The following is an 18,354-nucleotide window of genomic DNA, read 5'->3' as shown; positions in this document are numbered from 1 at the left end:
CTCACTCACTCGAAAAGAGGCGGCCTCTCTCACGCGACGAGAGGATGCCTCTCTCACGCGAAAAGAGGATGATCGGCCGAGCCGAGGGCGATCCGTGCGGAAATGCCCTCGTCCCGGCCGATCATCCTCGTCTCAGCGACGGATGCGGCGGCTGCTCAGCGCGCGACGCCCGCGAGCGAGCCGGTGGTCTGGGTCGACGGGTCGCCGATGAAGCACGACACGATGCGGTCGTTGCCCTCGTCCCAGCTCTGCTGCGTGGGTGCGTAGTACGAGAAGTCGAGGAGGGATTCCTCGTAGGACAGGCCGACGAACGTGGGGAACTCGTTGTAGCAGCCCTCTTCGGCGGCCGCGTAGACGGCTTCCTGATCCCATTCCCCATCCGGAATGGAGAAGTCGTAGTAGACCTCGTAGTCGTGCGGCTGGTCGCACGGCACGACGTTCACGTCGGTGACCTCTTCGGCGTCGGTGGTGTCGGACATGCAGTCGCCGACCGAGAGGGTGAACACGTTGATCTCGCCGCTGCCGGTCACCTCGCCGCTCTCGGCGTCGCGCGTCGCCTGGGGCTTCGCCCCGACGAGGTCGGCGATCTGAGCGCATCCGCCCAGCAGGCCGATCGACGCAACCAGAAGGGTGACGGGGACAATACGGGGCACACGCATCAGAGACTCGCTTTCGTGGGCATCGGATGCGGAGGGATGGCATCCGAGGCATATGTCTGGGGAAGGCTGGAACGCGAACCAACCCTAGCGTTCTGATGAATCCGGTGCGAAAGCCATTGACAGCACCTGTGAACAACCGCGAGAACTCGTTCGCGTGTTAACTGCGCCGAAACACGAGCGCCAGTGTTCGTGAAATCTACATCGCCTAGCGTCAGACAGGTCGCGCCCCTCGAGCTCGCGACGCGGCAGAACACCCGGCACCCGGACACTCACCGCGACGACGCCCGAGACGCACACCACCCACCCGAATGCACCACCCGACAAACGGGAGACACAGCATATGTCCCGCTTTTCCACGCGCCGCGCCCGCGTCGCCGCATCCCTGGCAGCCATCGCCGTATCCGCTCTCGCCCTCTCCGCCTGCGCTGGCGGTGGCGGTTCGACCGAGTCCGCGTCATCCGGGAGCGGCGAGTCCGCCGGTTTCGGCGACATCACGCTCCAGCTCAGCTGGATCAAGAACGAAGAGTTCGCCGGCGAGTACTTCGCCGACAGCAAGGGCTACTACACCGAGGCCGGCTTCGACTCGGTGAACCTGGTGCCCGGCCCGTCCGGCGGCGTCGCCGAGCTTCTCAGCGGCAGCGCCGACATCGCGCTCAGCGACTCGGTCTCGATCGGCAGCGCCGTCGCGAACGAGGGCGCCCCGCTCAAGATCATCGGCGCGACGTTCCAGGCGAACCCGTTCACGGTGCTTTCGCTCGCCGACGGTGGCAACATCTCGAGCCCCCAGGACCTGATCGGCAAGAAGATCGGCGTGCAGGACTCGAACATGACGCTGTTCAACGCGCTGCTCGCGGCCAACGACATCGACCCCTCCGAGGTCACGATCGTTCCCGTGCAGTACGACCCGGCGCCGCTGGTCAACGGTGAGGTCGACGGCTTCATCGCCTACCTGACCAACGAGGCCATCTCGGTCGAGATGGAGGGCCTGTCGACCACGAACCTGCCCTTCGCCGACAACGGCCTGCCGTTCGTCGCCGAGACCTTTACCGCCACCGACGACACCATCGCGTCGAACCGCGAGATGCTGAAGGCTTTCCTGGTCGCCGAGATCAAGGGCTGGACCGACGCTCTGGCCGACCCCCAGGCCGGTGCCGACCTCGCCATCAACGAGTACGGTGCAGACCTCGACCTCGACCCCGCCAAGACGCTCGCCGGCGCCGAGGCGCAGAACAAGCTCATCGTCTCCGACGAGACCGAGGAGAACGGCCTGTTCACCATCTCCGACGCTCTGCAGAAGCTCACGATCGACAGCCTCGCCGGCGCCGGGATCACTCTCGACGCGAGCGACCTGTTCGACCTGTCGCTCCTCGCCGAGGTCTACGAGGAGAACCCCGACCTGATCGCCTACGCGGGCTGATCAGAACTGCACCAACCAGAAGGAACACTGTGACCGACGCGGCCACCCAGTCCGGTGCCCAGGGGACGACCCTGGGCACCGGCCTGCAGATCACCGGACTCAACAAGGTCTTCACCGTGGGACGCAAGAGCGTCGTCGCGTTGCAGGACGCCGACCTTCACACCGAGCAGGGCAGCTTCCTTGCCCTGCTCGGGCCCTCCGGATGCGGAAAGTCGACGATTCTCCGCATCCTCGCCGGGCTCGAGGATCCGACCAGCGGCACGACACGTGTCGATGGGAAGAGCCCCAAGCAGCTGCGTAAGGGCAACGAACTCGGCATCGCGTTCCAGGACTCCGCGCTGCTGCCCTGGCGCAGCGTGCAGTCCAACATCCAGCTTCCGTTCGAAGTCGCCGGCAAGCCGGTCGACAAGGCGTACGTGAAGGAGATGATCCAGCTCGTCGGGCTGAACGGCTTCGAGAAGGCCAAGCCGGCGCAGCTGTCGGGCGGGATGCGGCAGCGCGTCTCGATCGCCCGATCGCTGATCATGAAGCCGTCGGTGCTGCTGTTCGACGAGCCGTTCGGCGCCCTCGACGACATGACCCGGCAAAAGCTCAACCTCGAGCTGCTGCGGATCTGGACCGAGAAGCCCGCGACGACCCTGCTCGTCACGCACGGCATCTCGGAGGCGATTTTCCTCTCCGACCAGGTGGCGGTCATGAGCCCGCGCCCGGGACGCATCAAGGAGGTCATGAACATCGACCTGCCGCGTCCGCGCACGCCCGAGATGATGCGAACGCCCGAGTTCCACGCGTACGTCGACCACGCATCAGAGCTGCTGTTCGGTGTCGGAGGGGCCGCCGCGGATGACCACTGAGACTCCGGGTGGGCGCACCATCCGCTGGGAGGACGTTCGTCTTCCCGCGTGGGTGACCGGTGCCATCGGCGCGATCGGCGTGATCGCGCTCTGGTGGATCCTCGCCACGACGGTGTTCTCGAACGTCGGCCCGGGTGGCGTGCAGGCGATCCCGACCCCGCTGCAGGTCGTGCAGGGATTCTTCGACAGCGGGTGGGAGTTCTACGTCCGCAACTTCCAGGTGACGCTCGCCGAAGCCGGCATCGGGTACTTCTGGGGCAACATCGTGGCGCTCCTGCTGTCGGCGGTCGTGCTGATCGTGCCGCGGCTCGAGGGCGTCGTCATGCAGCTCGCGATCATCACGTACTGCATCCCGATCGTCGCGATCGGCCTGCTGCTGGTCGTCGTGATCCCCGTACCGAAGCCCGGCGAACCCTCCGGGACCGCGGTCGTGCTGGCCGCCCTCAGCGTGTTCTTCACGACGGTCGTCGGGGCGCTCCTCGGGCTCAAAGCCGCCGACAAGGCGAGCCTCGACCTGATCAGCGTCTACGGCGGGTCGCGGTTCACCCAGCTGCGCAAGGTGCGCCTGATCGCGGCACTGCCCGCCATCCTGAACGCCCTGCAGATCGCCGTTCCTGCCGCCTTCCTCGGCGCGGTGCTCGGTGAGTTCTTCGGCAAGGTCGAACTCGGTGTCGGTCCGTCGATGATCGCCGCGCAGCAGGCGCTGAACGCCCCGCTCGTGTGGGGCATCGCATTCGTCTCGGGGGCCGTCGCCCTCGCCGGGTACGCGCTGCTGGGACTGCTGTCTCGCGCCGTCGCCCCGTGGTCGAAGGGAACAGCCCGATGACTGAAGCAGCCGTTGCGGCGCTGAGCACACCTCGCTCCGCCGTTCAGCTCAACGCATCCGTCAAGCGCGAGACACGTCGTGCCACCCTCCGTGCGGTGAGCAACTCGCTGCTCACGTTCGTGCTGACGCTCGTCGCGGTCGGCGTGATCTGGGTCGGCGCGCTCTGGGCCTTCAACGTCACGCCGTACGTGGGCAAGGGCCCGGTCGACGTCTACAACTTCCTGTTCACGGTGCCGGCCGCCGAAGCGAACCGCACGCAGATGTTCTCGCAGCTGTGGGTCACGATCGGGCACTCGGCGGTCGGATTCTTCGCGGGCCTCGTCGTCGCGGTGATCGTCGCCGCGATCTTCCAGCTCAGCAAGGGCGCGGAGCACGCGCTCATGCCGCTCGCGATGCTGCTGCGCTCGGTGCCGCTCGTCGCGATGGCGCCCGTCATCATCCTCATCTTCGGACGCGACTTCTCGACCGTCGCGGTCATCGGTGGCATCGTCGTGCTCTTCCCGGCGCTCGTGAACATCGCGTTCGGTCTGAAGTCCGCCTCGCCGCAGATGAACGACCTGATCGCGGTGTACGGCGGTTCGTCGTGGACCGCGCTTCGCAAGGTCGCGCTGCCTTCGGCGCTGCCGTCGCTGCTCGCGGCCGTTCGCATCTCGGTTCCCGGAGCCATCACCGGTGCGCTCCTCGCCGAGTGGCTGGCGGTCGGTGGCGGGATCGGCGGAGCCGTGGGCGGCTACACCGCGGCCGCGCAGTTCTCCGCGTTGTGGACGGCGGTCGTGCTCGTCACGGTGACCGCCCTCGTGCTCTACAACGTCGTGCAGCTGCTCGAAGCGGTGGTCCTCACCCGCATGGGAATGTCTGACCGGGCGTAGCCCCCGCATCCGCCCGCGCCGCGCCCCCTGCACCACCCCGCATCCGCTGCACCACCCGCATCCGCTGCACCACCCCGCATCCGACCGCGAGACGGGATCTTCGCGCCGAGACAGAGGGGTAACCCCCCGGTCTCGGCGCCCCGATCCCGTCTCGCGGGAACGGATGCGGATGACCCACCCCGACCCGAAGGACCGCCATGACCGACCTGACCACCTTCGCTCACGGCCTGCCCAAAGCCGAGCTGCACCTGCACCTCGAGGGGACGCTCGAGCCCGAGCTGAAGTTCGCGCTCGCCGCCCGCAACGGCATCGAGCTCGCCGAGAAGACCGTCGACGAGGTGCGCGCGACGTACAACTTCACCGATCTCACGAGCTTCCTCGCGGTGTACTACCCCGCGATGCAGGTGCTGCAGACGGCCGCGGACTTCCACGACCTCGCCTGGGCCTACCTCGAGCGGGCGCACGCACAGGGCGTCGTGCACGTCGAGATGTTCTTCGACCCGCAGGCCCACACGAGCCGCGGTGTGCCGTTCGCCGACGTCATCACCGGCTACCGTCGGGCGGCCGTCCGGGCCCAGGACGAGCTCGGGGTGTCGGCCGAACTCATCCTCTGCTTCCTGCGCGACTTCTCCGCCGAGTACGCGATGGCGACCCTCATGGAAGCGCTGCCGTACAAGGCGTGGATCGTCGGCGTCGGACTCGATTCGGACGAACGCGACAACCCGCCCGCGAAGTTCGCCGCCGTGTTCGCGCGGGCGAAGGCCGAGGGCTTCTTCCTCACGATGCACTGCGACATCGACCAGATCGGTTCGGTGGAGAACATCCGCTCGGTGCTGACCGAGATCGGCGTCGACCGCATCGACCACGGCACCAACATCGTCGAGGACCCCGAGCTCGTCGCGCTGGCGATCGAGAAGGGCATTGGCTTCACGACCTGCCCGGTCTCGAACTCGTTCGTCACCGAGAAGATGAAGGCTGACGAGATCGTCGGGCTGCTGCGCCAGGGTGCGCGGGTCATGGTGAACTCCGACGACCCTGCGTACTTCGGGGCATACGTCGGCGACAACTACGTCGCGCTCGCCGAGCAGGCGGGGCTCAGCACCACCGACCTCGTGCAGCTCGCGATCAACTCGTTCGAGGCATCGTGGCTGACGCCGGCGCGGCGGGCCGCGTTCATCGCGCGCGTCGAGGACTACGCCGCCGCGAACGACGTCGCTCTGCCGGTCTGAGCGCCGTGGGTCCCGTGCGTGATGCCCCGGTCGCCGTCCCTGCTCCGGTCGCCGTCTCGGCGGCGGGCGAATCGGTCGACGAGGATGCCGCGGGCCGCCGCCTGGGTGCCCGCATCCGCGAGATCCGCACGGCACGGCGGCTCACCCTCGTGCAACTCGCCGCGGCGACCGAGCTGTCGCATCCGTTCCTGAGTCAGCTCGAACGCGGACTCGCCCAACCAAGCCTCGCGTCGCTGCGGCGCATCGCCGTCGCGCTGGAGACGAGTCCGATCGAGTTGATCGCCGCATCCGATCCCACCGCGGACGCCCCCGGCACGATCGAGGTGCAGCGCGCGGGCGACGGTGTGCTGCCCGAGGGGTTCGCCGCGGGAGCCGCACGGATGCTGGCGCACGGCGCCCGCGCGTTTCATCCCCTGGTCGTCGAGGCCGACGTCTGCGAACCCGGAGAGCGGTACACGCACAACGACGAGGAGTTCGTCTACGTGGTGTCGGGTGGCATCCGGATCGAACTCGACGACCAGAGCTTCGACCTCGCGGAGGGCGACTCGCTCTATTACCCGGGCGGCACGACGCACCGCTGGTGGTCGCCGGACGGCACGCGCTATCGGCTGCTCGTCGTGAAGAGCGCAGGACGCGCGCGATGATCTCGTTCGCCGACTACCTGCAACTGCTGCCCAAGACCGAGCTGCACTGCCACTTCGTCTCGACGATGGATGCGGCGCTGTTCCTCGAACTGGCCGACAAGCACCGCGTGACGCTCTGGCACGACGACCCGGAGCGGCTGTTCGACTTCGCGGATCTCGTCGACTTCCTGGTGGCGTTCCGGCTCGCGCACGATGTGCTCCGCGACCCCGCGGATTTCGAGCGCGTGGCCTATGAGGGCGTGCGGCGCGCGGTCGCCGACGGCAACCTGCGGTACCGGGAGTACGCCGTGAACCCGCAGTATTTCGCGGAGCGCGGCCTCGGATACCTCGACGTCGTCGACCCGATCATCGCCGGGCTCCGCGCGGCGGAGCGGGATTTCGGGGTGGGCTTTCGCATCGTGATCGCGGTCAACCGGCGTGCCTCCGCCGCATCCGCGGTCGCGCTCGTGCAGGAGATGATCGCGCACCCGCGCCCCGAGGTCGTGGCCCTCGGGCAGGACGACCTGACGCCGGAGAACACGGAGGACCCGACGCGGTTCGCGGAGGCCTTCGCGCTCGCGCGGGCGCACGGCTTCCGGCTCACCGCTCATGTCGGGGAGACGGATGCCGCCTCGGCCGCCGCGGTCCGGGACGCGATCGAGGTGCTCGGGGTCGACCGCATCGACCACGGGTACCTCATCACCGACGACCCGGAGCTCGTGCGGGTGGCGCGCGAGCGCGGCATCGGGTTCACCGTGACGCCGATCTCGACCACGATCTGCTCGGGGTGGACGCTGGATCCGGCGCACCGCATCCGGTCCATGATCGACGCGGGGCTGACGCTCGCGGTATCGACGGACGACGCGATGTTCTTCCGCACCGACCTGGGCCGGGAGTACCGCGAGGGACTGGCCGCGATGGGAGTGGATGCGGCGACCGCGCGGCGCGTGGCGATCGACGGCATCGACGCGGCGTTCTGCTCGGATGCGGAGAAGGCGGCGCTGCGGGCCGACTTCCGCGCGCAGATTCTCGCGCTGGACGCCCTGCTCGCGCGGTGAGCCGCGGGTGCGGGTGGCGGGTGCGGGGTGCGGGTGCGGGTTCGGTCTGCGGGTTCGGCCCGCTTGGCCGTTCACGTGTCGCAATCCGTCGCTCGCGCCGGCCGATTGCGACACCTGAGCACCTTCGCCGGGCGCGGGAGGCGTGGAGCGAGGCGGGCGTTCGCGCGGGATGATTCGGACCGCCGGGCATCGCCGCCCGCCGAGTGCGACACCTGAGCGGGCCCGTTGACCCGCCCGGGTAGCGGGCCCGGGCGGGCGGGCACGCTCACGTGTCGTAATCCGTCGCGCGCGCCGGCCGATTGCGACACGTGAGCATCGTCGCCCGGGCGCGGGACCGCATCCGTTCACCGGGAGGGCGCACGCCGGTCACCCGGGCGAGGTGAAATCGGTCGGGTGTGCGCTTTCGCGCGCGCGAACCCCCCGAGGAGACAAGCCACATGACCCGCATTTCTGCGCGCCGCCGCGCCGCCGCCGTGACGGCGACCGCGCTCGCCGGCGCTCTGGCCTTCGGCATCGCCGCGCCGGCGCACGCCGCCGGGACCGACCCGATCGCTCCGCATCCTGACGCGTGGGGACGGTACTACGTGGACGCGTGGGCCACGAACACCACCGCGAACACCTCGCCCGAGACGAACGCGGCGATCGGTCTGCTGACGCCCATGCTCGACTACTGGACGCCCGAGGTGCCGCCGACGGCCGCGTTCGACGCGAGCGGGCGGTTCATCCCCGACAGCGTCGGCACCGTGAAGAACGCCACCGTGCTGGATGCGAACATCGCCGATGCCGCGCGGATCACCGCGGCGCGCACTCCCGAGCAGGCCGCCGCCGCGTACCGCTACGACCGGCGCAACCAGAACTACTCCGCGGTGCAAGGCCTCGGACCCTGGGCGGATGCGTTCCGCACCGGCACGAACGCGGGCACGACCATCCCCGACGAGATCCCGGCCGACGCGACGACGGTCAAATACGACGACAAGGGCAACGCCAACGGAGCGTGGGCCGACGAGACCTCGACCTACGGGCCGATGGTCGCGCTCGTGAACCAGTTCCGCAACTCGTCCGCGTCGACCAACCCGTCCAAGGCGTACTACAACTACGCGCGCCCGTTCCGGTGGAGCACCGACGTGCAGGTGCTGCCGACGCTGATTCCGGCGAAGCAGCCCGACGCCAACGCGCTGAGCGACGGCGGCTACCCCAGCGGCCACACGAACGCGGCGTACCTCGCGACCCTGGCGCTGGCGTATGCGGCGCCCGAGCGGTTCCAGGAACTGCTCACCAGCGCGTCCGACATCGGCAACAGCCGCATCGTCGCCGGAATGCACTCGCCGGGGGACGTGATCGGCGGGCGCATCATGGCGACCGCCGTCGCTGCCGCCGCCCTCAACCAGCCCGCCAACGCCGACAAGATGGCGGCCGCGCGGACCGCCGCCGAGGCGCTGCTGGCGACCCCCGGTGTCGGGGCCGACGCCTACGCCGACCACGCCGGCAACGAGAAGCTCTACGCGGATCGGCTCACCTACGGCCTGCCGCGGGTGGGTGACACGACCCGCCCGGTCGTCGTGCCGAAGGGCGCCGAGGTGCTGCTCGCGTCGCGGCTGCCGTACCTCACGGCCGACCAGCGCCGGTGGGTGCTGCAGTCGACGGGGCTGGGCTCCGGCTACGCGCTGCTCGACGACGCCGAAGGATGGGGACGCCTGAACCTGTACGCGGCGGCCGATGGGTACAGCGCCTTCGACACCGACGTCTCGGTCGACATGGATGCGGCGCAGGGCGGTTTCAGCGCGGCCGACTCGTGGCGGAACGACATCGAGGGCGCGGGTTCGCTCACGAAGTCCGGCACCGGTGCGCTCACCCTGACCGGCGACAACACGTTCACCGGCGGCACGACGGTGAACGGCGGCACGCTGGCCGCCGCATCCGCCGACGCGCTCGGAACCGGCTCGGTCTCGGTCGCGGGCGGCACGCTCACGGAATCCGCGACGGCGCCCGTGCAGATCGGCGGCGACCTGACGCTCGCCCCGACCAGCACGCTCGAGCTGACGGTCGAGGGACCTGCGCCCGCGCTCGTCGTGGCGGGCACCGCATCCGTCGACGGAACGGCGAAGATCTCGTTCGCGAACGGCATGGTACCGAGCGACGACACCGTCATCGCGACCTTCGGGCGCGTGGGTGCGGGCACGAGCTTCGACGCGGTGCAGGTCGACGGCCTGCCGGCCGGGTACACCCCCGCGCTCCGGATCACGGATGGTGCGCTGCACCTCGTGAACACGACGCCCGCCGTCGGGTCGCTGACGGCCGGAACCCCCGCCATCGGCGGCACTCCGGTCGTGGGGCAGACCCTGACCGCGACGCCCGGCGCCTGGACGCCGACGCCCGTGACATTCGGGTACCAGTGGTTCCGCGGCGCCGTCGCGATCGCGGGCGCGACCTCGGCGGACTACACCGTCGGCTTCGCCGACGTGGGCCAGACGCTGAGCGTCGAAGTGACCGGGTCGAAGAGCGGATATGCGCCGCAGACCCGGACGGCGACCGCATCCGGAATCGCCACCGCCGTCGTCACGCTCGATGACGCGAGCGTCACCGCGGGCGACCGCGTGACGGTGTCGGGAGCGGGCTTCGCGCCCGGCGAGACCGTCGGTATCGAGCTGCGATCGACGCCCGTCCAGGTCGGAACGGCCGTCGTCGGACCGACCGGGGCGTTCATCGTGAGCATCACGATCCCGGTGAACATCCCGGCCGGGTCGCACACGATAGTGGTGACGGGTGCATCGAGTGCGGTCACCGCATCCGCTCCGCTCACCGTCGCCGCTGCACCGGGCATCGCCGCGCTCGCCGCTACGGGTGGCACCGCGCCGCTCCTGCTGGTGCCGTTCCTCGCGGCCGGGCTGCTGCTGACGGGCGCGGCCATGGTCATCGTGCGTCGCCGGATGCGGCGCGCCCCCGCCCGCGGTGTTGTGCGGTGGTGGACCTCGCGGGCGGGTCTGTAGATGGCGCGGATTTCCGCCCGAAGGCATGTCGGTCGGTGGCGCGTTAGTCGCCGAGTTTCGGTCCGATGCGGCGTAGCGAGGGCTGCCGTGCGGATCTTCGCCACGCGCGCCCGGCAAGTGTCAAGCCCTCGGTCGGTCGCGTGCGCGGGTGTGGAGTGTGGGCATGAGTACCGCAGATCCGCATCCCGCCCCGAACGACCCGACGCTTCCGCCGCTGAACGACCCGTTCGAGGAGGATGACGACGCCGACGCAACCGCGACCGGCTCGCACCCGGCCGCGCTCGCCTGACGCCTCGCGTCGCGCCCGGCGTCCCCGCCCGCCCCGCTCCGCCCGCCCCGCGCCCCGCTCCGGCACGCTCACGTGTCGCCCGCCCGCTCACGTGTCGCAATGCGTCGGCGGCGCCAGCCGATTGGGACACGTGAGCAGCATCTCCACGCACTCTGGTGACGCAATCGGTGTGGTGGGGCGGCGGATTGCGACACGTGAGCGTGGCAGCGCGGGGCGCGACCGCACGCGCGACAGCGAACCACGCGCGACAGCGAACCACGCGCGACAGCGAACCGCGCGAGCGACAGTGCACCGGGAGCGACAGCGCAGCGCACCGGGAGCGACAGCGCAGCGCACCGGGAGCGACAGCGCAGCGCACCGGGAGTGACAGCGCAGCGCGAGCGACAGTGCAGCGCACCGGGAGCGACAGCGCAGCCCGAGCGACAGCGCAGCCCGCGCGACACCGCGCGCGGCGGGTCAGGGCGCGGTGAGGAGCTCGGCGGCGCGCTCGGCGATCGCTACCGTCGGGGCCTGCGTGTTGCAGGTCGGGATCGACGGCATCACCGAGGCATCCGCGACCCAGAGGCCCGACAGTCCCCGCACCCGCAGGCCAGGATCCACGACCGCGAGGTCGTCGGTGCCGATGCGCGCCGTGCCCGAGCAGTGGAAGAACGTGCCGATGTTCTCGCGCACGAACCGCACCTTGTCTGCGTGCGCCAACCCGTGCGGCGGCGTGATCGGGCCCTCCGCGAGCTCGCTGTACGCCTGCGTCGCGACGAGGTCGTGCACGGCGTCGACCGCCTCGACCATCGCGGCGAGGTCGGTCGGGTCGGCGAGGTAGTTCGGATGCAGGTCAGCGGCCGCATCCGGATCCGCTGACCGCACCCGCACCCATCCGACGCTCCGCGAACGGTACAGCCCGGGCACGATCGCGAACACGCGGTCGCCCGTCAGGTCGTGCGCGGCGTGCAGCGTCTCATCGCCCCGCGACCCGTGAGCGATGACCGCGTGCAGGTCGGGTCCGGCGTCGGCGTGGGTGCTCCGCCAGTTGAGCATCGCGCCGCCGCCATTGCCGATCACGGGCCCGAGCGACGCCCGTGCACGGAAGTTCATGCCGAGGATCAGCGGGTGGTCCTGGAAGTTCTCGCCGACGCCCGGCAGGTGATGACGGGAACGGATGCCGGCCGCCGCGAGCCGCGTCGCGTCGCCGATGCCGGACAGCTGCAGCAGCCGCGGGGTGTCGAGCGCGCCCGCCGCCAGCACGACCTGCGCGGCGGAGGTCTCGCGGAGCGTGCCGTCGACGAGGTGCCGGATGCCGGTCACCCGGTCGCCGTCGAGCACGAGGGCGTGCACCGGGCTGCCCACGAGCACGTCGAGGTTCTCTCGGCCGAGGGCCGGTTCGAGGTATCCGCGGGCGGTGCTCCAGCGTTCGAATGCCCCGTCCTCCCCGACGATCGCGTTGTAATCCGCGTACACGGCGCCCTCGTTGTCGGCCGCATTGGCGTCGTCGAGCACCGGCAGGCCGCGTTCGGCCGTCGCGGCGATCATCGCGTCGGCGATCGGATGCACGTCCGCGAGCGGACCGACCCGCATCGGACCGTCGAGCCCCCGGTATGCGGGGTCGCCGCCCGGCCGCGCCTCGGAGCGGCGGAAGAAGGGCAGCAGGTCGTCGTAGCCCCAGCCGGTGGCACCCGCATCCGCCCACGCGTCGTAGTCGGCGCGGTTGCCGCGGTACCAGAGCATCGCGTTCGTGGAGGACGAGCCGCCGAGCACGCGGCCGCGGGGCATCGCGAGCGCCCGCCCGAGCACGTGCGGCGTGGGAGTGGAGCGGTACCCGTAGTCGTACGGGCCGCCGATCATCGCATCCCAGTGCGCCGCGTCGAGCACCTCGCGGATGCCGCGATGGTCGGGCCCCGCCTCGACGAGCAGCACGCGCCGCGCCGGATCCTCGGAGAGGCGGGCGGCGAGAACGCATCCCGCCGCGCCGCCGCCGACGACGAGCACGTCATAGCCGGCGGCGGGCGCGTGCACGATCGGCATCAGTTGTGCTCGCTCGGTCCCATGATGGTGATGCCCTCGGTCTTCTCGACGTGGCGCACGAAGATGTACTTGTCTTCGCGGCCGTCGGAGTGCTTGCGCCCGATGCCGGGCTCGAGGATGCCGTCGGTCTTCGCGACGACGATGTAGGGCTCGGATGCGGCGAGCCCGGCCGCGCAGTGCGCGTCGAACTCGTCCAGGGTCTCGGCGGTGAACGCCTTCTCGACTCCCGCGCCGCGAGCGATCGCGGCGAGGTCGACGCGCCCCTTCGCCGTGTGGGTCGCGGGCCCTCCGATCGACTGGTACTGCTCGTTGTCCCAGACCACCACGAACAGGTTCGCGGGCCGCTCGTTGCCGAGGGTCGCGAGGATGCCGAGGTTGAACAGGAGTCCGCCGTCGGTGTCGAGCGACACGATGCGCCGGTGCGGCAGACCGACCGCGAGCCCGAAGGCTTCGGGGGTCACGCAGCCGAGCTGCTGCTGGAAGAGGCTCGCGTCCCGCATGTGCGGTGCCGCGTTGTACCACTCGTCGACGGCGCCGCCGAGGGAGAGGATGACGAGCTCGTCGGAGAGCCGGGCGCCCAGCATCCGCATGGCCTCGAATCTGCTGTAACTCATCGGTTCGCCCCTTCCGGGCCGTGCGTGCGGGGTGCGTGGATGTTCATCGGACCAGACCTCCGCCGAGGACGATGGCCGCGTGGTGGTACGAGGCGTAGGCGGTCTCGTAGGCGTCGACCACGGCCTGCTCGATCTCGTCGACCTCGCGGACGATCCGGTACGGCGTGCGAAGCGTCTGCAGGAGCGGCTCCATCGTGATCCCGTGCGGGATCGCCCACCAGTTGTTCTCGCCGAGCTCGCCCCGGTAGCTCATGATCATGACGACCGGGATGCCGGCGCCGAACCCCATCCGGGCGAGGTGCTCGGTGGCGGCGCGGAGGCCGGAGTTCTCCATCACGAGCACGGCACGTTTGCCGGAGAGGAACACGCCGCCGGCGATCGCGGCACCTTCGCCCTCGTTCGTGACGGGGATGGTGCGGATGTCGGCGTCCGCATCCAGCGCCGGATAGAGCTCCTTAAGGAGCGAATCCGGCAGGTAGGTGGCGACGCTGACCCCGGCCCGTTTCAGGCCCCGGATCACCGCCTCGACGGCGTCAGCTCTCATCGGCATCTCTCTCTGTGTGCGTGGGGATGATCGGGTCGTCGGCCGCGCGGGCGGCGAGGCGGTGGGCGCGGTGCGTGGGGGCGAGCCGCGGGGAGCCCGAGAACCGCTCGCGGAGGGTCTGGCCCTCGGGGCGGCCCACCCGACCGCGCTCCGCGAGGATCGGCACGACCAGCTCGATGAACGCGCGATACGCCCCCGGCCCACCGAATGTCGGCTCCAGCATGATGCCGTCGATGCCCGAGCCGTCGACGATCGCTTCGATCTCATCGGCGACCTCCTCGGGGGAGCCGGTGATCTGGAACCCGCGGATCGCCTTCGTGCGGAACTGGTCGAGGATCTCGCCCACCCGCATGTCGGGGTTCTGCCGCGCGTACCGCTGCACGAGCGTCTGCCCGAGGTCGGTCTTCAGGTCGACGACCCGCGACTCGGGGTCGAGTCCGGTGAGGTCGAGCCCCGTGATGCCGGCGAACATGACGGCCGCGTCATCCAGGCCCAGCAGCGCCTCGTACTCCGCGCGCAGCGCCTCGGCCTCGGCGCGGGTCGGGGCGACCGTCACCGTCAGGCCGGTGACCACGGCGACGTCCTCCGGATGGCGTCCGCCCTGCACGGCCTGCTCCCGGATGTCGCGAACGTGCGCGGCCGCCGATGCGATGGTCTGGCCCTGGATGAAGACGGCCTCCGCGTTCCGCGCGGCGTAGGCCCGGCCGCGATCGGACGTGCCCGCCTGGAACAGCACGGGGGTGCGCTGCGGGGTGGGGGGCACCGCGAAGATCCCGCGCGAGCGCTGGTGCGCGTCGGCCACCTCGACCCGGTGCAGTTTCGCCGGGTCGGCGAACACGCCGCGGTCGCGGTCGCGCACCTCGGCGTCGTCGTCCCAGCTGTGCTCCCAGTAGCGCAGGCAGGTGTCGAGGAACGAGTCGGCGGCGTCGTACTTCGCGTCGTGCGACAGCTGCTCCGTCACACCGAACAGCTCGTCGGTGGTCGACTGCGAGCTGCCCGTGACGACGTTCCAGCCGATGCGTCCGCCGGTCAACCGGTCGAGCGTGGCGAACCGGCGGGCGGTGCCGTACGGGCGCTCCACCGTGGTCGGCGACGTCACGACGAACCCGAGGGTCTCGGTCTCGCGGGCGAGTGCGGCGATCGCGAGCATCGGGTCGAGCGCGGGGAACTGGATGCCGTGCGCCGCGACCTCGTCGGGCATCCGCCCGTCCAGCGTCGCGTACCCGTAGGTGTCGGCGAAGAACAGGAAGTCGAACCCCGCGGCGTCGAGCTCTTTCGCGAGGTCGACCCAGTAATCGAGTCGGTCCCAGTCGTCTCCTCGGCCATCCGGATGCGTCCACGTCGGCATCCCGTTGGAGGGGTTCATCATCTCGAACACCCCGAGGCGGATTCGTTTGCTCACAGGACCATCACCACCGATTTCGTCTCCAGATAGTTCTCCAGCCCCTGCGGGCCGTTCTCGTAGCCCCAGCCCGACTCCTTGTGGCCGCCCTTGGGCAGCTCGGGTCCGAGGAAGGAATGGCAGTTCACCCACACCGTGCCCGCCTGCAGTCGCGCGGCGATCCGGTGACCGTTGCTGAGACCCTCGGTCCAGACGCTGGCGGCGAGGCCGTAGTCGCTGTCGTTCGCCCAGCCGACGACCTCGTCGAGGTCATCGAAGGGTGTGACGACGGCGACCGGGCCGAAGATCTCTTCGCGCATGAGGCGCATGTCGGCGGTGACGTCGGTGAGGACGGTCGGGGTGAAGAACGTGCCGGCCGCGCCGTCGCGCTCGCCGCCGGTCACGACGGTCACCCCTTCTGCCACGCCCTCGTCGACGAACGCGGCGACGCGTTCGGCCTGCGCGGCACTGACCAGCGGGCCGAGATCGGTCGCGGCGCCCAGGCCGTGGCCGAGACGCAGTCCGCGCCCGGCGTCGGCCATGCCGCCGACGACCTCGTCGTACACGTCGCGGTGCGCGTAGATGCGGGCGCTCGCGACGCAGACCTGGCCGCCGTTGTCGAAGATGCCGCGGGAGACGCCCTCGATCGCTGCCGGCAGATCCGCATCCGGCATGATGATCGACGGCGACTTGCCGCCGAGCTCGAGGGTGAGCCGGGCGAGGCGGGAGGATGCGGACTGCACGAGCCGCTTTCCGACGGCCGTCGACCCCGTGAACGCGATCTTCGCGACGCCGCGGTGCTCGACGAGCGCCTGACCCGCCTCCGCGCCGAACCCGGTGAGGATGTTGACGACGCCGGCCGGAACACCCGCTTCCTGCAGCAGGCGCCCGAGGTAGAGGGCCGTGAGCGAGGTGTTCTCGGCCGGTTTCAGCACGATCGTGCACCCGGCGGCGAGGGCGGGTGCGAGCTTCATCGACGTCATGATCATGGGCGAGTTCCACGGCACGATCGCCGCGACCACACCGACCGGTTCGCGGCGCGTGTACGCGAACACCTCTTTGCCCTCGGGCGTGCGCGAGAGCGAGGTCGGGATCGTCTCGCCGAGGATCTTGGTCGGCCACCCGGCGTAGTACCGGAACTGGTTGATGGCGGCGGGGATCTCACCGAACCGCGAGGTGCGCAGGCTCTTGCCCTGGTCGAGCGTCTCGAGCTCGGCGAGGGCGTCGAGGTGCTCCTCCATGACGTCGGCGATCCGCCAGAGCAGACGCGAGCGGTCGGCGGGCCGCATCGCGGACCATGCCGGCAGAGCCTCCGATGCGGCGGCGACGGCGCGGTCGGCGTCGGTCGCGTCACCGCGGGCGATGCGCGCGAGCTCTTCGCCGGTCGCCGGGTCGAGCGTCGCGAAATCGGCCCCGCTCGCGGCGGCGATCCAGCGCCCGCCGATGAGCAGGCGCCCGGGATCGTCGTCGAGGAAGCGCTGGGCGCGTTCACCGAGCGGTGCGCGATCGAGGTCGATCGTCATGGTGTGGGCCTCTCGTGAGGGTGGGGATGATCAGTGGGGGAAGAGCCCGGTGAGCTCGTCCTGCGCGGCGATCCAGTCGGCGCGCCGGGCGAAGAGGCCGGGAACGAGGTGGCGGACGCGGGCGATCAGCTCCTGCAGATCGGCGCCCACGAGCTGCCCGTCCCGCACGACGATCGAACCCGCCACGACCGTCATGTCGACGTCGGAGCCGCGCACCGCGTGGACGAGGTTGTGGTGGATGTTGGCGTGGCCGCCCTCTGGCAGCAGCGGTGTCATCCGGGGGGTGTCGGTGCGGACGGCGACGAAGTCGGCCTTCCGCCCCACCGTGATCGCGCCGAGTTCATCGCCGCGACCGATCGCCGCCGCCCCGCCCCGGGTCGCCATGTGCAGAACCTGCCACGAATCCATCGCGGCCGCATCCATCGTCCGGAGTTTGCCGAGCAGCGACGCGACCTTCATCTCCTCGAACATGTCGAGGTTGTTGTTCTCCTTCTCGCCGTCGGTGCCGAGCCCCACGGCGACGCCCGCCGCGAGCATCTCGGCGATCGGGGCCATGCCGCTGGCGAGCTTCATGTTCGAGACCGGGTTGTGCGAGACGCCCACGCCGCGCGCGGCGATCAGGTCGATCTCGTCCTGGTCGAGCCACACCGCGTGCGCGATCATCGCGCGCGGAACGTCGAAGAAGCCGAGCCGCTCGAGCGCGACCATCGGCCGCGCGCCGTGCCGGTCGCGGAAGTCGGCGATCTCGATCTCGGACTCGCTGCAGTGCGTGTACAGGCCGGTGCCGTACTCACGCGCCATGCCGATCGCCCGCTGCTGGCCGGCCGCATCCGCGTAGAACGGATGCTCGAGCCCCACCCACGGCATGATGCGACCGCCGGCGGCGCCCGTCCACTCCCGCAGCATGCGCTCGTTGTCGTCGAGCGTGTCGAAGTAGTCGAACTCGGGGTGCTCGCCGACGTAGTTGACGCTGACGAGTCGGTTTCCGAGGGCGGATGCGGCGCGTGCCGCGCCATCCATGAACCGCCACATGTCGACCACCGTGGTCGTTCCCGACAGGAGTCCCTCCGCATAGCAGAGCCACGCGGCGGCCTCGGCCTCGTCGGGACGCAGCACCCGGTGCATCGGGTCGATGTGGATGCGGAGCCACTCCCAGACGGGCAGGTGCTCGGCCGTGCCGCGCAGCATCCCGGAATGGTGGTGGGCGTTGATCAGTCCCGGCATCAGGACCCGGTTCGGCAGGTCGACGTGCTCGGCCTCGGGATGGCGGGCGAGCAGGTCGGCGCGCGGGTCGATCTCGGTGATCGTGTCCCCGATGACGAGCACGGCGGTGTCGGTGAGCACCGTGCGGGCGTCATCCATCGTGACGAGGATGTCGGGGGTGAACAGCTGGGTGTGACTCATGGTGCCTCGGGGGAGTTGCGGTGGTGCGGGCGGATCCGTTGTGCGCGTCGGCCGAGCG

At 70.3% G+C, this 18,354-nt stretch carries 16 protein-coding genes; 9 read left to right on the top strand and 7 right to left on the bottom strand.

The window, feature by feature from the left end:
* Positions 1–155: 155 nt before the first annotated feature.
* Positions 156–653: a septum formation family protein gene (locus tag LMI96_RS09665; protein ID WP_228361354.1), complete on the bottom strand. Its 498-nt coding sequence runs from the start codon at positions 651–653 to the stop codon at positions 156–158.
* Between the two features lie 346 nt (positions 654–999).
* Between LMI96_RS09665 and LMI96_RS09660 the strand changes: the two genes are divergently transcribed.
* From LMI96_RS09660 to LMI96_RS16160, 9 genes are all read left to right on the top strand, one after another.
* Entirely contained in the window at positions 1,000–2,076 is a 1,077-nt protein-coding gene (locus tag LMI96_RS09660; protein WP_223722130.1) for an ABC transporter substrate-binding protein, read from the top strand.
* 29 nt (positions 2,077–2,105) lie between these two features.
* Entirely contained in the window at positions 2,106–2,930 is an 825-nt protein-coding gene (locus LMI96_RS09655; protein ID WP_223722131.1) for an ABC transporter ATP-binding protein, read from the top strand.
* On the top strand, positions 2,920–3,756 hold the full coding sequence (locus LMI96_RS09650) for an ABC transporter permease (RefSeq protein WP_223722132.1): 837 nt from the start codon (positions 2,920–2,922) through the stop codon (positions 3,754–3,756). Before LMI96_RS09655 ends, LMI96_RS09650 begins: the two co-directional genes overlap by 11 nt.
* Positions 3,753–4,625 (top strand): ABC transporter permease, encoded by an 873-nt coding sequence (locus tag LMI96_RS09645; RefSeq protein WP_228361353.1) that lies wholly within the window; start codon positions 3,753–3,755, stop codon positions 4,623–4,625. Before LMI96_RS09650 ends, LMI96_RS09645 begins: the two co-directional genes overlap by 4 nt.
* Positions 4,626–4,822: 197 nt before the next feature.
* Complete coding sequence (gene add, locus LMI96_RS09640) at positions 4,823–5,854, top strand: adenosine deaminase (protein ID WP_228361352.1); 1,032 nt, start codon at positions 4,823–4,825, stop codon at positions 5,852–5,854.
* Positions 5,855–5,868: 14 nt separating this feature from the next.
* A complete protein-coding gene (locus LMI96_RS09635; RefSeq protein ID WP_228361351.1) occupies positions 5,869–6,498 on the top strand; it encodes a helix-turn-helix domain-containing protein in 630 nt (209 codons plus the stop codon).
* Positions 6,495–7,535, top strand: a complete 1,041-nt coding sequence (add, locus tag LMI96_RS09630; RefSeq protein ID WP_228361350.1) for an adenosine deaminase — start codon at positions 6,495–6,497, stop codon at positions 7,533–7,535. Before LMI96_RS09635 ends, add (LMI96_RS09630) begins: the two co-directional genes overlap by 4 nt.
* 437 nt (positions 7,536–7,972) lie before the next feature.
* Positions 7,973–10,522 (top strand): phosphatase PAP2 family protein, encoded by a 2,550-nt coding sequence (locus LMI96_RS09625; protein ID WP_228361349.1) that lies wholly within the window; start codon positions 7,973–7,975, stop codon positions 10,520–10,522.
* 163 nt (positions 10,523–10,685) lie between these two features.
* Complete coding sequence (locus LMI96_RS16160) at positions 10,686–10,811, top strand: hypothetical protein (RefSeq protein WP_263317538.1); 126 nt, start codon at positions 10,686–10,688, stop codon at positions 10,809–10,811.
* A 456-nt stretch (positions 10,812–11,267) separates the two neighbouring features.
* On the opposite strand, the gene LMI96_RS09620 is transcribed toward LMI96_RS16160, so the two are convergent.
* From LMI96_RS09620 to LMI96_RS09595, 6 genes are read right to left on the bottom strand one after another with little or no spacing between them, the layout of a single operon-like run.
* Positions 11,268–12,830 carry a GMC family oxidoreductase gene (locus LMI96_RS09620; protein WP_228361348.1) on the bottom strand — a complete coding sequence of 521 codons (1,563 nt, stop codon included), beginning with the start codon at positions 12,828–12,830 and terminating at the stop codon, positions 11,268–11,270.
* On the bottom strand, positions 12,830–13,444 hold the full coding sequence (locus LMI96_RS09615) for a thiamine pyrophosphate-dependent enzyme (RefSeq protein WP_228361347.1): 615 nt from the start codon (positions 13,442–13,444) through the stop codon (positions 12,830–12,832). The genes LMI96_RS09620 and LMI96_RS09615 overlap by 1 nt, the downstream gene beginning before the upstream one ends.
* A gap of 43 nt (positions 13,445–13,487) precedes the next feature.
* A complete protein-coding gene (locus tag LMI96_RS09610; RefSeq protein WP_223722140.1) occupies positions 13,488–13,988 on the bottom strand; it encodes a thiamine pyrophosphate-binding protein in 501 nt (166 codons plus the stop codon).
* Positions 13,978–15,390 carry an NtaA/DmoA family FMN-dependent monooxygenase gene (locus LMI96_RS09605; RefSeq protein WP_223722141.1) on the bottom strand — a complete coding sequence of 471 codons (1,413 nt, stop codon included), beginning with the start codon at positions 15,388–15,390 and terminating at the stop codon, positions 13,978–13,980. The genes LMI96_RS09610 and LMI96_RS09605 overlap by 11 nt, the downstream gene beginning before the upstream one ends.
* Positions 15,387–16,892, bottom strand: a complete 1,506-nt coding sequence (locus LMI96_RS09600) for an aldehyde dehydrogenase (protein WP_228361346.1) — start codon at positions 16,890–16,892, stop codon at positions 15,387–15,389. Before LMI96_RS09600 ends, LMI96_RS09605 begins: the two co-directional genes overlap by 4 nt.
* A gap of 30 nt (positions 16,893–16,922) precedes the next feature.
* A complete protein-coding gene (locus LMI96_RS09595) occupies positions 16,923–18,296 on the bottom strand; it encodes an amidohydrolase family protein (RefSeq protein WP_228361345.1) in 1,374 nt (457 codons plus the stop codon).
* Between the last annotated feature and the right edge of the window lie 58 nt (positions 18,297–18,354).

Origin of the sequence: Microbacterium sp. cx-59 (assembly GCF_020805625.1) — a bacterium.
GTDB lineage: Bacteria > Actinomycetota > Actinomycetes > Actinomycetales > Microbacteriaceae > Microbacterium.
This window is presented reverse-complemented; position numbering and strand designations above follow the sequence as displayed.

Coding starts and splice junctions, on each gene's coding strand:
- LMI96_RS09620 (WP_228361348.1), bottom strand. CDS start 12,830: ATGCCGATCGTGCACGCGCCCGCCGCCGGCTATGACGTGCTCGTCGTC.
- LMI96_RS09645 (WP_228361353.1), top strand. CDS start 3,753: ATGACTGAAGCAGCCGTTGCGGCGCTGAGCACACCTCGCTCCGCCGTT.
- LMI96_RS16160 (WP_263317538.1), top strand. CDS start 10,686: ATGAGTACCGCAGATCCGCATCCCGCCCCGAACGACCCGACGCTTCCG.
- add (WP_228361350.1), top strand. CDS start 6,495: ATGATCTCGTTCGCCGACTACCTGCAACTGCTGCCCAAGACCGAGCTG.
- LMI96_RS09625 (WP_228361349.1), top strand. CDS start 7,973: ATGACCCGCATTTCTGCGCGCCGCCGCGCCGCCGCCGTGACGGCGACC.
- LMI96_RS09615 (WP_228361347.1), bottom strand. CDS start 13,444: ATGAGTTACAGCAGATTCGAGGCCATGCGGATGCTGGGCGCCCGGCTC.
- LMI96_RS09650 (WP_223722132.1), top strand. CDS start 2,920: ATGACCACTGAGACTCCGGGTGGGCGCACCATCCGCTGGGAGGACGTT.
- add (WP_228361352.1), top strand. CDS start 4,823: ATGACCGACCTGACCACCTTCGCTCACGGCCTGCCCAAAGCCGAGCTG.
- LMI96_RS09660 (WP_223722130.1), top strand. CDS start 1,000: ATGTCCCGCTTTTCCACGCGCCGCGCCCGCGTCGCCGCATCCCTGGCA.
- LMI96_RS09600 (WP_228361346.1), bottom strand. CDS start 16,892: ATGACGATCGACCTCGATCGCGCACCGCTCGGTGAACGCGCCCAGCGC.
- LMI96_RS09595 (WP_228361345.1), bottom strand. CDS start 18,296: ATGAGTCACACCCAGCTGTTCACCCCCGACATCCTCGTCACGATGGAT.
- LMI96_RS09610 (WP_223722140.1), bottom strand. CDS start 13,988: ATGAGAGCTGACGCCGTCGAGGCGGTGATCCGGGGCCTGAAACGGGCC.